At 51.0% G+C, this 17151-nt stretch carries 15 protein-coding genes, 11 tRNA genes and 2 rRNA genes (1 of these 28 running past the window's edge); 26 read left to right on the top strand and 2 right to left on the bottom strand.

Going from position 1 to position 17151, the window contains the following annotated elements:
* From JNUCC32_RS17640 to yajC, 21 genes are all read left to right on the top strand, one after another.
* Positions 1-544, top strand: a 23S ribosomal RNA gene (locus tag JNUCC32_RS17640); it begins 2385 nt to the left of the window's first position.
* A gap of 216 nt (positions 545-760) precedes the next feature.
* A 5S ribosomal RNA gene (gene rrf, locus JNUCC32_RS17635) occupies positions 761-877 on the top strand.
* A 9-nt stretch (positions 878-886) separates the two neighbouring features.
* A tRNA-Asn gene (locus JNUCC32_RS17630) sits at positions 887-962 on the top strand.
* Positions 963-965: 3 nt separating this feature from the next.
* Positions 966-1057 (top strand) — tRNA-Ser (locus JNUCC32_RS17625).
* Between the two features lie 17 nt (positions 1058-1074).
* Positions 1075-1149, top strand: a tRNA-Glu gene (locus tag JNUCC32_RS17620).
* A gap of 141 nt (positions 1150-1290) precedes the next feature.
* A tRNA-Val gene (locus JNUCC32_RS17615) sits at positions 1291-1366 on the top strand.
* Positions 1367-1453: 87 nt separating this feature from the next.
* Positions 1454-1530: transfer RNA gene (locus JNUCC32_RS17610), tRNA-Met, on the top strand.
* A 30-nt stretch (positions 1531-1560) separates the two neighbouring features.
* Positions 1561-1637, top strand: a tRNA-Asp gene (locus JNUCC32_RS17605).
* 132 nt (positions 1638-1769) lie between these two features.
* Positions 1770-1845: transfer RNA gene (locus JNUCC32_RS17600), tRNA-Lys, on the top strand.
* A 41-nt stretch (positions 1846-1886) separates the two neighbouring features.
* Positions 1887-1961: transfer RNA gene (locus JNUCC32_RS17595), tRNA-Gly, on the top strand.
* Between the two features lie 4 nt (positions 1962-1965).
* Positions 1966-2042, top strand: a tRNA-Arg gene (locus JNUCC32_RS17590).
* A gap of 39 nt (positions 2043-2081) precedes the next feature.
* Positions 2082-2161 (top strand) — tRNA-Leu (locus JNUCC32_RS17585).
* 8 nt (positions 2162-2169) lie between these two features.
* A tRNA-Pro gene (locus JNUCC32_RS17580) sits at positions 2170-2243 on the top strand.
* Between the two features lie 147 nt (positions 2244-2390).
* Positions 2391-3104 carry a BofC C-terminal domain-containing protein gene (locus tag JNUCC32_RS17575; protein ID WP_015734032.1) on the top strand — a complete coding sequence of 238 codons (714 nt, stop codon included), beginning with the start codon at positions 2391-2393 and terminating at the stop codon, positions 3102-3104.
* Between the two features lie 212 nt (positions 3105-3316).
* On the top strand, positions 3317-3820 hold the full coding sequence (ruvC, locus tag JNUCC32_RS17570) for a crossover junction endodeoxyribonuclease RuvC (RefSeq protein ID WP_009592782.1): 504 nt from the start codon (positions 3317-3319) through the stop codon (positions 3818-3820).
* Complete coding sequence (ruvA, locus tag JNUCC32_RS17565; protein WP_192569316.1) at positions 3817-4434, top strand: Holliday junction branch migration protein RuvA; 618 nt, start codon at positions 3817-3819, stop codon at positions 4432-4434. The genes ruvC and ruvA overlap by 4 nt, the downstream gene beginning before the upstream one ends.
* Before the next feature lie 33 nt (positions 4435-4467).
* Positions 4468-5475, top strand: a complete 1008-nt coding sequence (gene ruvB, locus JNUCC32_RS17560) for a Holliday junction branch migration DNA helicase RuvB (protein WP_192569315.1) — start codon at positions 4468-4470, stop codon at positions 5473-5475.
* A 63-nt stretch (positions 5476-5538) separates the two neighbouring features.
* Complete coding sequence (locus tag JNUCC32_RS17555; protein ID WP_192569314.1) at positions 5539-7629, top strand: SpoIID/LytB domain-containing protein; 2091 nt, start codon at positions 5539-5541, stop codon at positions 7627-7629.
* Between the two features lie 5 nt (positions 7630-7634).
* On the top strand, positions 7635-8666 hold the full coding sequence (gene queA, locus JNUCC32_RS17550; RefSeq protein ID WP_096772924.1) for a tRNA preQ1(34) S-adenosylmethionine ribosyltransferase-isomerase QueA: 1032 nt from the start codon (positions 7635-7637) through the stop codon (positions 8664-8666).
* 21 nt (positions 8667-8687) lie between these two features.
* Positions 8688-9827, top strand: coding sequence for a tRNA guanosine(34) transglycosylase Tgt (tgt, locus tag JNUCC32_RS17545; RefSeq protein ID WP_096772925.1), 1140 nt, complete (start codon positions 8688-8690; stop codon positions 9825-9827).
* 47 nt (positions 9828-9874) lie between these two features.
* Positions 9875-10183: a preprotein translocase subunit YajC gene (gene yajC / locus JNUCC32_RS17540; protein ID WP_015734037.1), complete on the top strand. Its 309-nt coding sequence runs from the start codon at positions 9875-9877 to the stop codon at positions 10181-10183.
* 117 nt (positions 10184-10300) lie between these two features.
* Here the strand turns inward: yajC and JNUCC32_RS17535 are convergent, their stop codons facing one another.
* Positions 10301-10690, bottom strand: coding sequence for a TIGR04086 family membrane protein (locus JNUCC32_RS17535; protein ID WP_015734038.1), 390 nt, complete (start codon positions 10688-10690; stop codon positions 10301-10303).
* 193 nt (positions 10691-10883) lie between these two features.
* On the opposite strand from JNUCC32_RS17535, the gene JNUCC32_RS17530 reads away from it, so the two are divergent.
* Positions 10884-11669, top strand: coding sequence for a YetF domain-containing protein (locus tag JNUCC32_RS17530; protein WP_015734039.1), 786 nt, complete (start codon positions 10884-10886; stop codon positions 11667-11669).
* Here the strand turns inward: JNUCC32_RS17530 and spoVB are convergent.
* On the bottom strand, positions 11666-13267 hold the full coding sequence (gene spoVB, locus JNUCC32_RS17525; protein WP_096772929.1) for a stage V sporulation protein B: 1602 nt from the start codon (positions 13265-13267) through the stop codon (positions 11666-11668). The two genes, JNUCC32_RS17530 and spoVB, sit on opposite strands and share 4 nt — an antisense overlap.
* 188 nt (positions 13268-13455) lie before the next feature.
* Between spoVB and JNUCC32_RS17520 the strand changes: the two genes are divergently transcribed.
* The 4 genes from JNUCC32_RS17520 (at position 13456) to JNUCC32_RS17505 (ending at position 17114) form a co-directional block, all read left to right on the top strand.
* The gene (locus JNUCC32_RS17520) at positions 13456-13713 is read left to right on the top strand and encodes a post-transcriptional regulator (protein WP_096772930.1); all 258 of its coding nucleotides are present in this window, start codon (positions 13456-13458) and stop codon (positions 13711-13713) included.
* Positions 13714-13844: 131 nt separating this feature from the next.
* A complete protein-coding gene (gene secD / locus JNUCC32_RS17515) occupies positions 13845-15095 on the top strand; it encodes a protein translocase subunit SecD (protein ID WP_009592810.1) in 1251 nt (416 codons plus the stop codon).
* A complete protein-coding gene (gene secF, locus JNUCC32_RS17510) occupies positions 15085-16002 on the top strand; it encodes a protein translocase subunit SecF (protein ID WP_049788676.1) in 918 nt (305 codons plus the stop codon). Before secD ends, secF begins: the two co-directional genes overlap by 11 nt.
* A 146-nt stretch (positions 16003-16148) precedes the next feature.
* The gene (locus tag JNUCC32_RS17505; RefSeq protein ID WP_015734042.1) at positions 16149-17114 is read left to right on the top strand and encodes a cation diffusion facilitator family transporter; all 966 of its coding nucleotides are present in this window, start codon (positions 16149-16151) and stop codon (positions 17112-17114) included.
* The last annotated feature ends 37 nt before the right edge of the window (positions 17115-17151 follow it).

Raw genomic sequence — 17151 nt, 5'->3', positions numbered from 1 at the left:
TGCGAGACCTACAAGTCGAGCAGGGACGAAAGTCGGGCTTAGTGATCCGGTGGTACCGCATGGAAGGGCCATCGCTCAACGGATAAAAGCTACCCTGGGGATAACAGGCTTATCTCCCCCAAGAGTCCACATCGACGGGGAGGTTTGGCACCTCGATGTCGGCTCATCGCATCCTGGGGCTGAAGTAGGTCCCAAGGGTTGGGCTGTTCGCCCATTAAAGCGGTACGCGAGCTGGGTTCAGAACGTCGTGAGACAGTTCGGTCCCTATCTGTCGTGGGCGTAGGAAATTTGAGAGGAGCTGTCCTTAGTACGAGAGGACCGGGATGGACGTACCGCTGGTGCACCAGTTGTTCCGCCAGGAGCATGGCTGGGTAGCTACGTACGGACGGGATAAGCGCTGAAAGCATCTAAGCGTGAAGCCCCCCTCAAGATGAGATTTCCCAATTCGTAAGACCCCTTGAAGACGACGAGGTAGATAGGTTGGAGGTGGAAGTGCAGCAATGCATGGAGCTGACCAATACTAATCGGTCGAGGGCTTATCCAAAATCACCCCAAAAAGTGAAGCGAAGCTTTGAAGCGGATGCCGAATACTTTTCGGGGACCCCGATACCACATCGGGTGAATGCTACGGATTCTAATGTGCTGCAAATATCGTTTCGTATCTAGTTTTCAGGTGATCAAAACTGAATTGTAAGTGTACAAGCTATGCTTGCAAGGAGGATGGTCACGGCATTTGGCGATGCCGTATCCTGAATATACGTTTGGTGGCGATGGCGGAAGGGTTCCACGCGTTCCCATACCGAACACGACCGTTAAGCCTTCCAGCGCCGATGGTACTTGGACCGAAGGGTCCCGGGAGAGTAGGACGTCGCCAAGCGGTACATATTCCCTGATAGCTCAGTTGGTAGAGCACTCGACTGTTAATCGAGTTGTCACAGGTTCGAGTCCTGTTCGGGGAGCCATACGGAGAGGTGTCCGAGTTGGCCGAAGGAGCACGATTGGAAATCGTGTAGGCGCCAAAAGCGTCTCGAGGGTTCGAATCCCTCTCTCTCCGCCAGCAAGGACTTTATATACGGCCCGTTGGTCAAGGGGTTAAGACACCTCCCTTTCACGGAGGTAACAGGGGTTCGAATCCCCTACGGGTCACCACTTTCTTTAATGCATCAGGGAATGAGAATCCTGTCGGTTCGTCGAAGGATAACTTCGTAAGCATAGACTTCGCAGTCTCGAACGAAGTGAGAGTATCCCCTACGGGTCACCACTTTCTTTAATGAATGTAACAATCCAGATGGAGGCTTAGCTCAGCTGGGAGAGCATCTGCCTTACAAGCAGAGGGTCGGGGGTTCGATCCCCTCAGCCTCCACCATAATTCATCCCCATAAAGTGAAGCTCACGCTTCGCAGGTAATTCCGATTACTTTTAGGGGACCCCATACAAGCAACCCTTTTAATGACGCGGGGTGGAGCAGTTCGGTAGCTCGTCGGGCTCATAACCCGAAGGTCGTAGGTTCAAATCCTGCCCCCGCAACCAATTTATATCGCAATGGCGATAATGCCTCTTGGAACTGTGGTGTAGAGGCCTAACATGCCTGCCTGTCACGCAGGAGATCGCGGGTTCGAATCCCGTCAGTTCCGCCATTCTTATTAGCTTCAGGGATGAGAATCCATATTGGGTTCGTCGGAGCTTAGCTTCGTTAGCATAGACTTCGCAGTCTCGAACGAAGAGAGAGTATCCCGTCAGTTCCGCCATTCTTTAACTCTTAGTAATAAGAGCCATTAGCTCAGTTGGTAGAGCACCTGACTTTTAATCAGGGTGTCGAAGGTTCGAGTCCTTCATGGCTCACCATCTTTACCAAGAGAGCTGGAATCGGAATACATATCATATTTGCGGACGTGGCTCAGCGGTAGAGCATCGCCTTGCCAAGGCGAGGGTCGCGGGTTCGATTCCCGTCGTCCGCTCCATTTTGCGCCCTTAGCTCAGCTGGATAGAGCGTTTGACTACGAATCAAAAGGTCGGGAGTTCGAATCTCTCAGGGCGTGCCATTTTTACAATCAGATGCTTAACTTATGAAATTTCTTTGTGCCGGTGTGGCGGAATTGGCAGACGCGCGCGACTCAAAATCGTGAGGGAAACCGTGGGGGTTCGAGTCCCTTCACCGGCATTAATTAACGGGATGTAGCTCAGCTTGGTAGAGCACCTGGTTTGGGACCAGGGGGTCGCATGTTCAAATCGTGTCATCCCGATTCAAACCGAAAGATCGCTTTCAGTATATCTGAAGGCGATCTTTCTTTGTTATGGATAGAAAATGATGCCAACGGCAAGAGCGGAACTGAATATTTTGACAGCATCCCGGTCACAATATGAAAAACATTGAATAGAAGGGGATAACCTTGAGTGTTTTTCATTTCTTCAAGAAACTGTTCAGAAAACGGTGGAGACGTTGGAGACGCGCGATCTGGTCTTGTTCGATCGTAGTGCTCGTAGGTGTCATGGTATGGTCCGGCCAGAATATAACCGATCAGATGAAGAGGCTGCTCACCGCTACTTTCGATGAAACGCCGCTGGCTGTGGAAACGATGCAATACCTGCAAATCGAGGATGATAAGCAGGAGGAACGCAGGCAGGATCAGAGGGAATTCATGCAGAAGCTGAATACCTCGAAGGGAAAGAAGCATGTTCATGTCCGCATCACGTATGTCTGCGGCATTGAAGAGCAGGATATGGGAAAGCTTACGGCGGACGGCATTTATGAACTGATGAATAAAAATCCTTTATGGCAGGGACGGTTGGATAATAAAGGAAATGTCTGGCTCGAACAAACCGTATCCGACCTCTCACCCGCCTGCAAGCGGCAAGCCTATATGAGCATCGATGCCAACGGGAACTTAACGTTGTTTGACGGCCCGCCGGAAGAAGAGAAGGTCATGCGCACCTTCTTCCAACTGGATGTCGGCTCGATGGAATCCTCTTTGCCTAAAGACGTGATTCAGCAGCTTGAAGAAGGTATTCGAATTCAAGATATGGAAGAGTACAACAGTGTACTGTCAACCTTTAGCGACTATGCACGGGATATGGCCGAAAATGTCATGAGTCCTAGCCCTTGAAACGTCTATGCTTGTCGCTTCATCACCAAAGCCGCAGCTGCCCGGAATTTTTCCGGGCGGTTTTTTGGTGTTTAGCCGTTCCATCGGCGGTGCCGTCAGGGAAGATATAGAACTCTGGCTTACGGGATCAAAGTTTTTCCTCAATTGAGGCCGAACTTTTGTTATAATGGGAGAACGATACATATGTTCGCTTCATCAGAGGAGAGATTGGTTTGCGCATTTTAGGAATCGACCCGGGGATTGCGATTGTGGGCTTCGGGTTTGTCGATAAGGTTGGAAGCAAAGTCACGCCGGTCCAGTATGGCTGCATCCAGACGGAAGCCCATACACCGGATGAAGAGAGGCTGCATCACGTGTATGAAGGCATGCTGCAGCTTATCGATAAATATGAGCCGGAGGCCGTTGCGTTCGAGAAATTGTTTTTTAACCGCAACGTCACCACCGCGATGTCCGTATCCCAGGCGAGAGGAGTTCTCATACTGGCGGCGGTCCAGCGCGGACTCCCGATTGCAGAATATACGCCTATGCAGGTTAAGCAGGCCATCGTCGGCTATGGCAAGGCCGAGAAGAAGCAGGTACAGGAAATGGTCAGGATGTTCCTGAAGCTTCAGAGCATCCCAAAGCCCGACGATGTGGCGGATGCTCTGGCCGTGGCAATCTGCCACGCCCATTCTTACACACTTAATTCCAAATTAAATGAGGTATTGCGAAAATGATCGATTTTTTACGGGGACAGGTTGTCCACTTAGAGAGTGAATATATTGTGCTGGATGTTCAAGGCGTAGGATACCGGGTGTTTTGTCCGAATCCGTATGCTTTTGCCAAAACGGAAGGAACCGTGACGGTCTTCACCCATCATCACGTTCGTGAGGATGCCATTCTGCTGTTTGGGTTTCCGACGCGGGAGGAGCAGAAGCTGTTCCGTAAGCTGATCGAGGTCTCGGGAATCGGCCCGCGCGTGGCGCTCGGCATACTCGGCGGAGGATCTCCGGATCATGTGGTTTCCGCGATCTATCAAGAGAATATATCCTTCTTGATCAAACTTCCGGGAATCGGCAAGAAAACAGCGCAGCGCATGATTTTGGATCTAAAGGATAAGCTTGAGGGCTTCGGGAATGCGAGCATGATGACCGGTCTTTTTGCCATCCAGGAGCCGGAATCGGATGATGGCGGCTCGGCATGGTCCGAGGCTCGCGAGGGCCTGAAGGCGCTTGGTTATACGGATAGCGAGCTGGATAAAGTCTGGCTGAAGATCAAGGATTCCGGCACAAGCGGCGAATCCGTCGATGTGCTCATGAAACGGGCACTGCAGCAGCTATTCGCTGGATAGATAGAGAATCGCTGCAAGAGAGGAGTTATATAGATGGATGATCGAATTATTTCCGCCAATCTGATGATGGACGAACAGGCTGTCGAACTTAGTCTGCGTCCGCGTTATTTGGCTGAATATATAGGACAGAATCAAGTAAAGGAAAATTTGAAGGTATATATCGAGGCTGCAAAAATGCGCAACGAGGCGCTTGACCACGTGCTGCTGTACGGTCCTCCGGGACTTGGCAAAACGACGCTGGCCAATATTATCGCCAATGAGCTTGGCGTTAATCTGCGGACGACGTCCGGCCCGGCCATCGAACGGCCTGGCGATCTGGCGGCACTTTTGACCAATCTGCAGGAAGGAGACGTCCTGTTTATTGACGAGATCCACCGGCTGCACCGGACGGTGGAGGAAGTGATGTATCCGGCCATGGAGGATTTTGCGCTGGATATTATGATCGGGAAAGGGCCAAGCGCACGCTCCGTTCGCCTGGATCTTCCGCCGTTCACCCTAATTGGCGCCACTACCCGGGCTGGCCTGCTCTCAGCGCCGCTGAGGGACCGTTTTGGTGTAGTAAGCCGTCTGGAATTCTATACGGTAGATGAGCTGAGCTACATTGTGTCCCGCAATGCTGATCTTTTGGGGATCGAGATATTGGGAGAGGCTGCAGAAGAGATTGCCCTAAGATCTCGGGGGACACCGCGCATTGCGAACCGCCTCTTGAAGCGGGTACGCGATTATGCGCAAGTTCGGGGCGACGGCATGATCACGCCAAGCATCGCGCAGGAAGCTCTGAAGATGCTCCAAATCGATCCGATGGGCCTGGATTTTATCGATCACAAAATGCTGAACGCCATGATCAAGAGCTTCCGCGGGGGACCTGTGGGACTGGATACCATTGCCGCAACCATCGGGGAAGAAAGCCAAACCATAGAGGATGTTTATGAACCGTATCTTCTACAGATCGGTTATTTGCAGCGTACGCCTCGGGGACGCGTCGTAACGCCTACAGCTTATCAGTATTTAGGCATTCCCTTTCCGGAGGATCGCCGCTAACTGAAGGAATCATGACATTTATGCATATACCATATCCAATTAGTTACAGGAGGAAAGACATACATGGATAGGAACTGGACGAAATCATTATTCGGTTGGACCACCAAAGGACTCTTGTCGCTGGCTGTTGCCGGAAGCTTATGGAGCGCGCCCGCCGTGCAAGCAGCCGCCCCTTCGTTAGATACGATTCGGGTTGCGATGTTCCTGGATCTGGGAAGCCAGTATAAATCGACAACCAATGCCGTGACGCTGAAATCCGCCGAGGCTCTAACCGCATCGCTGCTTGCCTCCGGTATTCATCAGACCCTGATGAGCATCCCTGCGAACCAGCAGGTCCGGATGAGCGTGGATACATACCGCGTTAAGGTGCTTGAGACAACGGATTGGAAAGCCGCTTCGGAAGCAGCGAAAAAGCTGCAGGCGACAAGTGACAAACCGATGCTGTTTGCGGATGGCAAGGTGTACAAGCTGTACGCCGGCATGTACGGTACAGAAAAAGCGGCCGCGGATGCGGCTGCTCGGACAGCGAAGACAGCGGCTGCATATCTGAATGGGCAAACGCCAGCCGTTAAAGGCGCGCTGCATCTGTCTGCCGGATCGTACGGATCGGAGACTGAGGCGGAGACCGTGCGCAAAGCGTATGCCGATGCCGGTCTGGATGCATTCAATGTCATGGTGCCGTCCGGGGAAACTTCGGCTTATGAGGTGTGGGTAGGCGAAGCGGCAAACACGGCCGATCTCGCTGCCGTCAAGAAAGAAGCTGCAAAGGTATCCGGCAGCCTGGTTGAACAGAACGCCAATACGCCGGGTCTTATCATAAGAAGTGACGTAAGCCTGAATCTGGCGGCTCCCCAAGAGGTGACACAATACATGCTGTCAGGTAATCAATCCGTTCTGCGGGTTGATGGGAAGTCAGGAGCGGGAACGAATGTGAAGGAGCGATCCGATCGCTCATATCGGGGCGCTTTGGAGATCGGGCAAAAGAACGGTCAATTATACCTCGTCAACGAATTGCCGTTCCAGCAGTACCTATATTCCGTCGTGGGGGCGGAGGTGCCTTCTTCTTGGGGAACCGAGGCTCTGAAGGCACAGGCCGTGGCAGCGCGCAGCTATGCACTCTTCCAAGGTAATAAATTCGAAGTAGCGCATGTCGTGGACACCACGCTGAGCCAGGCCTATTATGGGACGGCTTATGAGTATCCAAGCATTATTCAGGCAGTGGATGCAACCGATGGCGAAGTCGTCATGAAAGACGGCAAATTCGTGGAAACCGTGTTTTCTTCCAACAGCGGCGGGATGACGGCGGACTCCACCGAGGTCTGGGGCAATCGTAACGATCTGTTTGCCGCGGTGGAAAGCCCTGGCGACTCCTCATCCCAGGCCGCGCTTAAAGCTTGGTATCATGTGCTTCTTCCGAGTGGCGTTACGGGTTACGTGCGTGAGGACAATGTAAAGGAAACCGGCAATGCAACATCGGCAGGTCTTCCTTATATGACTGTTACCGCGAAGGATACCAACGTGCGCCCGCTGCCGCTGATCCAATCGAACGTTGAGCCCGTAAGCAAGATGAATCCGGGAGAAACGGCCGTCGTCCTGGACAAAGTCGCGGAATCCAACAGCTTCGAATGGGTTCGAGGCCCTTATACTTCGGATCAATTGCTGGCCACTTTAAAAGGAAAAACCGCCAATAGCCTGCCGGCCTCCATTACTACGCTGGATGTAACGGAGCGAGGCCCGTCCGGACGGGCCCTCACGGTGAAAGCCAACGGTCAAGTGCTGGACGTAAAATATCCGGATATGTTCCGCTCGGCTTTTAACGGTCTGCCAAGCACATTGTTTGATATTGAATCGACCGGAAGTTATACTGTATTGAGCGCGAATGGTGCGGTATCAACGGTTTCGAGCGGTCAAACGGTATCCGTCATTTCCGGAAGCGGAAACGGAAACGTCAAAGGCTCCGGCACCGTCGTGATGAATGGAACGGGGACAGCACGCGTAATCGAAAGCTCTCCGGGCTTTAAATTTACCGGTAAAGGCTTCGGCCACGGACTGGGCATGTCGCAATGGGGTGCCAAAGGAATGGCCGACGAAGGGTATGATTATAAGCAGATACTCCAACACTATTACCGCAACACGACTATAACGAAGGACTGACCGACATGAATGTGGATTTGTATGATTTTGAATTACCCGAACACTTAATTGCGCAGACGCCGCTGCTGGATCGAAGTTCTTCCAGGCTTCTCACGCTGAACAAAGAGAGCGGACAGATAAGCCACCAGACGTTTGCGGATATCATAGACAGCCTGAATCCGGGCGATACGCTCGTATTAAACGATACGAAGGTAATCCCGGCCCGATTGTTCGGCGAAAAGGAGGATACCGGAGCGAAAGCCGAGGTCCTTCTGCTGAAGAATATGGGAGAAGACCGTTGGGAAGCACTCGTAAAACCCGGCAAGAAGCTGAAAAAGGGAAACGTGATTTCCTTTGGCGAGGGGAAACTAAAGGCGGTCATCGAGGAGGAAGGAGAAATGGGTGCTCGCACCTTGTCCTTCTCGTATAAGGGGATTTTCCAAGAAATCCTGGATGAACTGGGCCAAATGCCGCTCCCGCCTTATATTAAGGAAAAGCTGGATGATCGCGATCGCTATCAGACCGTATACGCGAAGCATGAAGGATCCGCAGCCGCGCCGACGGCAGGCCTTCATTTCACGGAGGCTCTCCTGGAACAAATCCGGGCCAAGGGAGTGGACATCGCCTTCATCACTTTACATGTGGGACTGGGAACATTCCGCCCGATGTCCGTGGATCAGGTCGAGGACCATGTCATGCATGAAGAGTACTATTCCCTATCCCAGGAAACGGCAGACCTGCTGAATGAAACGAAACGGCGCGGCGGCCGGGTTATCGCCGTAGGAACGACCTCCTGCAGAACGCTGGAAACGGTAGGCTCACAGTTAAAGGGCGAGCCTCTGCGCGAGAGCAGCGGCTGGACAAGCATTTTTATTTATCCGGGATACTCTTTTACCGTGGTGGATGCGCTGATTACGAATTTTCATCTGCCGAAATCCACGCTGGTCATGCTGGTCAGCGCGCTGGCCGGACGCGAACACATCATGCATGCGTACAAGGAAGCCGTTGACAAAGAATACCGTTTCTTCAGCTTTGGCGACGCGATGTTTATCTATTAATTTCGGAGGTTGGTTATTACAATGGCAGCAGCTGTTACTTATGAACATATTAAAACGTGCAAACAATCGGGCGCCAGGCTCGGCAGAGTGCACACCCCCCACGGCGTAATCGATACGCCGACATTCATGCCTGTCGGAACGTTGGCAACCGTAAAAACGATGAGCCCGGAAGAGCTTAAAGCGATGGATGCCCACATTATTTTGAGCAACACCTATCACCTCTTCCTGCGACCGGGACATGATATTGTGAAGGAAGCAGGCGGGCTGCACAAATTCATGAACTGGGACCGGCCGATATTGACCGATAGCGGCGGTTTCCAGGTATTCAGCCTGGCGGAAATGAGAAAAATATCGGAAGAGGGCGTACATTTCCGTTCGCATTTGAACGGAGATAAACTGTTCATCTCTCCAGAGGTCGCAATGGAGATCCAAAACGCGCTGGGATCTGATATTATGATGGCCTTTGATGAATGCCCGCCTTTTCCTGCGGAGTATGAGTACGTCAAACAATCCACCGAGCGGACTTCCCGCTGGGCTGAACGCTGCCTGAAGAGTCATGCCAGACCGGAGGACCAAGCCCTGTTCGGCATCGTGCAGGGAGGCATGCATGAGGATCTTCGCCGTCAGAGCGCCCGTGATTTGACTTCCATGGATTTCCCGGGTTATGCTATTGGTGGACTTAGTGTGGGAGAATCGAAGCAGCTTATGTATGAAGTGCTGGATTACACGGTGCCCCTGCTGCCGAACAATAAGCCTCGCTATTTGATGGGAGTCGGATCACCGGATGCGTTGATTGAGGGCTCGATTCGTGGTGTGGATATGTTCGATTGCGTGCTTCCGACGCGGATCGCCCGCAACGGGACAACGATGACAAGTCAAGGCCGTCTTGTCGTTCGAAATGCTCAATATGCCAGGGATTACGGACCGCTGGATCCGGAATGCGACTGCTATACCTGCCGTAACTACTCGCGTGCTTATCTGCGCCATCTGATCAAGAGCGACGAAACGTTCGGACTGCGATTGACGACGTATCATAATCTGCATTTCCTGATCAATTTGATGCGGAGCGTGCGTCAGAGTATTATGGAAGACCGTCTGCTTGATTTCCGCGATGAGTTTTTTGATAAGTACGGCCTACACGATAATGAAAAAGGGTTCTAAAGCAAGATCATGGCCATCATGATAAGTTTGTGAAAGGGGGGAAAGAAATGTTTGGTTCATTTGAACTCGCAGCAGCGCAAGGTCAGGGCGGAGGCATTTTGGGGTTGATTTTGCCTTTCGTTCTGATGTTCGTCATCTTTTATTTTCTGCTTATCCGTCCACAGCAGAAGAAACAGAAAACAAGAAACGCAATGCTTAGCGCCTTGTCCAAAGGCGATAAAGTGGTAACGATCGGAGGCCTTCACGGGACGATCGTGGAGATTACCGACGACATCGTGGTTTTGAAAGTGAACGACGTAACGAAGTTGACGTTCGACCGCAACTCGGTAAGCCATAGCGTGAATACGGATGCATAATCTCGTTTCACCTACATATGGAAAGTCATCGCTATAAACAAAGGCCGACTCCTTTTAGGAATCGGCCTTTGTTTTTTTATCACTGGGCGTGAAGTGCACTAAAGTCGTTGCAAGGTTTTATTTTTTTAAGTTAACCCCGAACATTCCCCCGATGGCCCCGGCAGCAAAAACCGTGGCAATCAGCGTCAAATCTCCGAGTGACAAGGAACTATCCAAGGCTAGAAAGCCGATGACGAGCAGCGTAATCCCATATACCAGCCCGGTCAGGCAGCCATAATACCAGCCTTTGTTACCTGCGCGTTTGCCGCTCACACAGCCCCCAATAAAGGCCGCGACGGCATGTACCAGAAACGTGTAGAACGATAAATCATCCTCGGCCAGTCCGCTGCCCCACAGCAGCAGGGATAGCGCCAATGCGCCAAGAAACATCCAGAAATAAGAATACAAGAGTCCTGAAAGAATCGGATTGGTGATCCTGAAAGTGAATACTCGCCGGATCGGTTCCATGAATCATCCCCCTTAACAAATCTTGATAATTCCATTGTATGGCCAAGCCTGTACATATAGTACAAACTGAACATTTTGCATCGGGTTTTGCAGGATTACCATTAATTAATCAATTGTAATCGAATGGGAAGAGCTGCGGCAGGCCAGAATAGCTGTACATGAGAATGTTCGACAAGCTAGGGAGGGATTGTTTATGTCTCATATGACTATTCTGATTCTGCGGACCGTTCTGATGTATGTGGTTATCTTTGTTACCATGAGAATCATGGGCAAACGGGAAATCGGAAAGCTGTCTATCTTCGATTTGGTCATATCCGTCATGATCGCAGAGATCGCCGTTTTTGTCCTCGAAGATGTCCATAAACCGATTTGGGACGGACTAGCTCCTATCGCCGTGTTGGTTGCCATTCAGGTAGGACTTGCCTACATCGGCCTGAAAAATCGAAGCATACGGCTGTTTGCGGACGGAAAACCCAGCATACTGGTATCCCGAGGCAAGCTTCACCGCAAAGAGATGTCAAAGCTTCGCTACAATCTGGATGATCTGATGCAGCAATTAAGGGGAAAGGACATCGACAGTTTGGCAGACGTGGAATTTGCGATTCTCGAAACTTCCGGCCAGCTCACCGTTATTCCAAAAGATGCGGATAACGGTTCGAACCGCTCGAATAGTTCATCAAGTTCTTCCAACGCCTCAAGCTCCACTCATTCTTCAGGTGCTTTATCCAAGGCCAAATCCGAAACAGGAAACCCTACCGTTGTTGATATTCCATACGATAAAATTACGTACGAAGGACTGCCCATTCCGCTTATATTGGATGGAAAGGTGCAGGACGAAAACCTTGAACTGATTGAAAAAACAAGGTTCTGGCTGAAAAACGAGATTCAAAACCACGGAGCCAAGGATTTTAAGGATATCTTCCTATGCTCCATCGACCATAAAGGACGTATTTACATCGACCGCAAAGACAGGGACTAGCGGCGGCTAAACTTGTTGAACCAGGTACCGACGACAGGGACGCGTTCCAGATCCCGGGGCGTTACCAGCTTGGTCATGAAAATCATGATGAAATAGACCAGGATGCCAACCACGATCGAGGTCCAAAACTGCAGCCAGGGGGTCGTCGAGAACGGAAGATGTCTATACCCGTAAAGAACGCAGGCACCCATAATGATCATGACGGCAGCGATTTTGACATAGTCGAGCAGGCGGAAGCGAAAGCCGATCAGCCTGGAGAGACTAAAACCGTGAAGCAATGTAACCGCGATGCTGTTAACGATGATGGCAATGACGGCCCCTATGATGCCGAAGGCGGGGTTGGATGCCAAATATACGATAAGGCTCATCTTGATGATCGCACCGAATAAGGTATTCAACAATGCCCGTCCCGGGCGGTCCAATGCTTGCAAGGCAGCTTGAAGCGGGGACTGCACATACAGAAACAAGGCAAAGGGCGCCATGATTTTGAGCATATCGCTAATCTCGGCGTTGTCGTAGAGCAGCAGGCACAGCGGCTCAGCCAGGACAAACATAATGATGGCAAACGGAGCTCCCGAGACAAGAGCCAGCCGAAGGGATTGATTCATTCGCTTATGGATGGTAGGCCGGTCGTTGCGGGCCGCTGCCTCCGATAGGGAAGGCACCAGGGAGATGGCCAGTGAAACGGTCAACGCACCGGGCAATAGCAGGAGCGGGATGATCATGCCTTGCAGAGCGCCGTATTGGGCGGTGGCCACGGATGTCGCGATACCTGCCATGGCGAGGCTGCGATTGGTCAGTATCGTTTCCAGCAGGTAGGAGAAGGACCCTACCATCTTTCCGCCCGTTACAGGCAATGCAATGCCGAATAACCGCTTCAGGATGCCTTTATTCGAAGAAGAGTCTTCCGGCGCTTTTTTTTCAGATACGGCTTCTTGTGGCTTAGGTAAAAGTTTGTTCGTTCTTCGGCCCTCGCCGGAATATTGCAGCAGCAGCGCAATCATGCCAATCAGCTCGCCCACGGCTGTTCCAAGCATGGCCCCGGCTGCCCCGTAAGCGATGCCTTTGGGCATCAGGAGATGCGCAAACCACAACATGCAAATAATTCGGACTATCGTCTCGATAACGGAGGAACTTGCAGAGGGGATCATATTTTGTTTGCCCTGGAAATATCCCCGGTAGACCGACGAAACGGCAATGATGATCATCATGGGCGTCATGCTGATGAAGGTTTGATATACACGCTCGTCCGGCAAAAGCACGCCGGTTACCCAAGGAGCAAGCAGCAGGCTGAGTCCCGTGAAGAGAGCTCCTGCCGTAATCGTCAGCATCAGGCTGACATGCAGAATTTGCTTGGAAGCATCAGGCTTCCCGGCACCTTCCGCTTCGGCGACCATTTTGGCAATAGCTAGCGGAATACCGCCCGTGATGATGGTCACGAGCACGATAAAGAAGGGGTACCCCAATTGGTAAATTCCGACACCCTCAGGTCCGATGATCCGGGGAAGGGCGATCCGGGGGATAAAACCGAGTAGGCGGTTTAATATGCCGGCTGCAAGTAAAATCAGCGTTCCTTTAATAAACGATTGCTTGTTCACTGTCCATCCCACTCCCTGGTTAAGGCTGAATACGTTGACACGACATGGCTATTCTTATGGATATGCCCTACCTGTCCCATCTGATGACTTTACTTTTTTTTCTGGACATGGTAGGAATAGAAGGAAAGCCATATGTCATGTCGAATGTAACTTAGGGACAACAGGGAGTCAGTGAGGAGGCCATATGCATGGAACTCGAGCAAATGAGCGAGGAAGAATTGATGAGCACCATTGAGATGGTATGCTTGAGCAAGGTTGAGGAAATGCATTTGATTGGGTACGAGTATGTGACGAGCGACGATATTTGGAACTGTGTCAGCAGCAAGTACGAAAAGGAAGGCGTTCCGTCCCTCCACCAATTGGTCAACGACATTCTGTCCTTGAAAGCAACAGCCTTGATGAACTATATGACAATATCAGCATATAAGGGATCTTCTTTCGATTAATCGAAGAGGTCCCTTTTGCCTTGCGGATATAAGGGTTCATCCATAAGCCCGACAAATTTTGATAAATTGACTGGGTTTTATGACATCGCTATAATAGGAATATTGAGTAAAAAGGGGGAACAAGGGACGGCATGAAGAGAATTATCAGTTTCGTCGGAACCGTGCTCGTGATCACTATTTTAATGGCCGTTACAACTCCAGGCTTGCTGAAAGACGTCCGTCTAGGTTTGGATCTGAAGGGTGGATTCGAAATCCTTTATGAAGCAGAACCGTTGATGGAAGGGCAGCAGGTTACCAAAGAAGCGCTGCAGGAAACCGCAAAGAGCTTGCAAAAGCGTGCGGATGCGATGGGAACATCGGAGCCTGAGGTTACGCCGGAAGGGGCGAACCGGATTCGCTTGAAGGTGGCGGGCGTAACGGATGAGGCCGAAGTTCGAAAAACAATGAAAGAACCTGCGAACCTCACATTCCGAAGCAATGACGGCTGTAAAGAAGGCGAGGAGTTCTGTAAAATAGAGCTCCGCGGCGACGATTTCGTCGAGAACGGCGCATCGGTAGCCTATGACCAGCTTAATCAGCCTATGATAGATATTAAAGTGAAGGACAAAGGGAAGTTTGCTGAAATTACAGAACGTCTTCTCGGTCAAGAGCTGGCTATCTTCATGGACGACCAATTGCTGTCAGCTCCAACGGTACGAGCCGTATTAACGGACGGTACCGCGCAAATTACAGGGAACTACTCGCTTGATGAAGCGAAGCAGATCCGGGATACGATCAATCTCGGCGCCCTGCCGCTGAAGCTGGTCGAGAAATATTCGCAGAGCGTAGGGGCTACGCTTGGCATGCAATCTCTTACAAAAACTTTAGAAGCCGGTCTGATCGCTTCCGTCGCGATTTTGCTGTTCATGATTATCCGATATCGCGTACCGGGCTTGCTGGCAAGTTTCGCACTTATTTTGCACACATGGCTGCTGATCCTTATTTTCGTATGGGCTGACTTTACGTTGACGCTTCCAGGCATTGCGGCATTTATATTAGGTATTGGTATGGCGGTGGATGCCAACATTATCACCTATGAACGCATTCGGGAAGAGATCAAGACAGGCAAAAGCGTGCCATCTGCAGTGAAATCAGGCGGTAAATCCTCCCTGCGCGCCATTATGGACTCCAACTTGACGACGATTCTCGTTGCCGCTGTCATGTTCGGATTCGGTACCGGTGCGGTAAAAGGTTTTGCCCTTGTATTGATTTTGGAGATCATCGTTAGTATTGCCACGAACGTTTATTTCTCCCGTTTCCTGCTCAATCTGCTTGTGAATATCGGTTGGGCCCGCAAACCGAGCCATTATGGCGTAAAGGAGCGTGACATTCGTGAGCTTTAAGAACTTCGATTTCGTAGGCAAAAGCAGAATTTTCTACGTACTATCCATTGTAATTACGATTTTGGGCTTAGTTTTTCTCCTGACTCGCGGTCTTAACTACGGAGTTGATTTTCAATCCGGCTCGAACGTGGACATTTCACTCTCCAAACCGTTGACTACGGAGCAAATCAATACCGTATTAGAGGATGCCGGAATCGGGGAGGATGCGAGCGTTACTCCGGGTAATGACCGCGTCAACATCCGATTCAGCGAGGTGCTGACCGAGGATCAGGATCAGAAGCTTCGTTCCGGCATCGAGAAGCTGGACGAGAAGGCAACCTTCGAAATTAATACGGTTGATCCCGAGATGGCCAAAGAGCTGGGACGAAACGCAATTTATGCCGTATTGATTTCCTGTATCGGGATTATCATTTATGTCAGCATCCGCTTTGAATGGCGATTTGCGATTGCAGCGATCGTAGCGCTCCTGCATGATGCCTTCGTTGTCATCAGTATCTTCTCCATCCTTGGATTAGAGGTGGACTTGACATTCATCATCGCCGTCCTGACCATCATTGGTTATTCGATCAACGATACCATCGTTATCTTTGACCGGATACGGGAAAACCTGCGGTTTGCGAAGATTAAGAGGGTCTCGGATCTCAAGGATCTGGTTAACAAAAGTTTGTCGCAGACGATCGGGCGCTCGATCTATACGGCCTTGTCCGTATTCATCGCTGCATTCTTCATGCTCCTCTTGGGCGGCGAGTCGATCCAGATGTTCTCGCTGGCCATTTGTATCGGTTTGGCATTCGGCGCGTACTCTTCGATCTTTATCGCAAGTCCGTTGTGGCTCCTTCTTAAAGGCCGCAACGTGAGCAATAAGCCGAATTCGCCGAAGCCAAGCAAAGATAAAATCGAAATTTAATTAAACCGCTGAAGGGCGTTTGCAGTCCAGATATCAGAAGATCCTATACAAGTGAAAGCCGCGTCGCAGGCGACGCGGCTTTCTAAAGTTAGCAGCAGGCAGCATGACGAGTACAGGATCGACAGTGACATTGAGGGGGGCCTCAAGTGAGCAATGAACGCTTGAATCATACGGAGACTGTCCTATGGACAGGCATTGTAACGGATTTGGCATTAGCCTTGTGCAAAGGGATAGCCGGTTACTTATCCGGCAGCAAGGCTCTCATCGGAGATGCCCTGCATTCTGCGGCGAATGCCGTAACTTTATTGGTGGACCGGTTGCCAAGCCTTGGCATATTCGGTACGAAAAGTCCGATGCGGGACAAACGGAACGTTTCGAGTACGACGGAGCCCGTCATATCGATCTTATTTGCCGTGTTATTGATCATGGGCGGCATTCAAATTGCGGTATCCGCGATCCAGACCATGGCATCGGATAACCTCGAGCCGCCGGCCACATCGGCGCTCCTTGCAATTTTCATATCGATGGCGGTGAACGAAGCGGTATTCCAATATCAAAGCTGGCAGATGAAAAGACTGCATGATCCCCGGTACGAAATGCTGTCGGCTGATCATCGGTTTGCCTTATATTCATCGCTAACGGTATTGATCGGCGTGTCGCTATCCATGGCAGGCTCCTATTTTGAATGGTCGCCTCTATTCTACATGGATTCCATAGCGGCTCTTATCGTGGCTTGTCTCGTGGTCCGGAAAGGATATATACTCATCGTTCATTCCGTTTACGGCACGCTTGCGGAGGAGAAACGCCATGAACACGAAGCCGAGTTCATGGATACGATTCAGCGGGTTCACGGCGTGATCACGATCGAGGAGCTGAAGGTTCAAGAATACGGACAGATTCGCCACGTGAACATCGAAGTGAAAATCACCGTGAATCCGAGAACGTCCGTATTGGAAGCTCAGGAAATTGCCGAGCGAATCCGGAAGCTGTTGACCCATCGATTTATTCAGGTTACGGATGCCAAGGTTCACGTTGTGCCTTATGAACCCGGGTACCCGTATAAATCGAACTATGACTTGATGGACAACGATATGCCGACACTGCCGCAATAAGGGCGGAGCTTTTAAGACAGCAGGAAATAGGCAGGAA

The sequence above is a fragment of the Paenibacillus sp. JNUCC32 genome (assembly GCF_014863545.1).
GTDB lineage: Bacteria > Bacillota > Bacilli > Paenibacillales > Paenibacillaceae > Paenibacillus_AQ > Paenibacillus_AQ lautus_A.
This window is presented reverse-complemented; position numbering and strand designations above follow the sequence as displayed.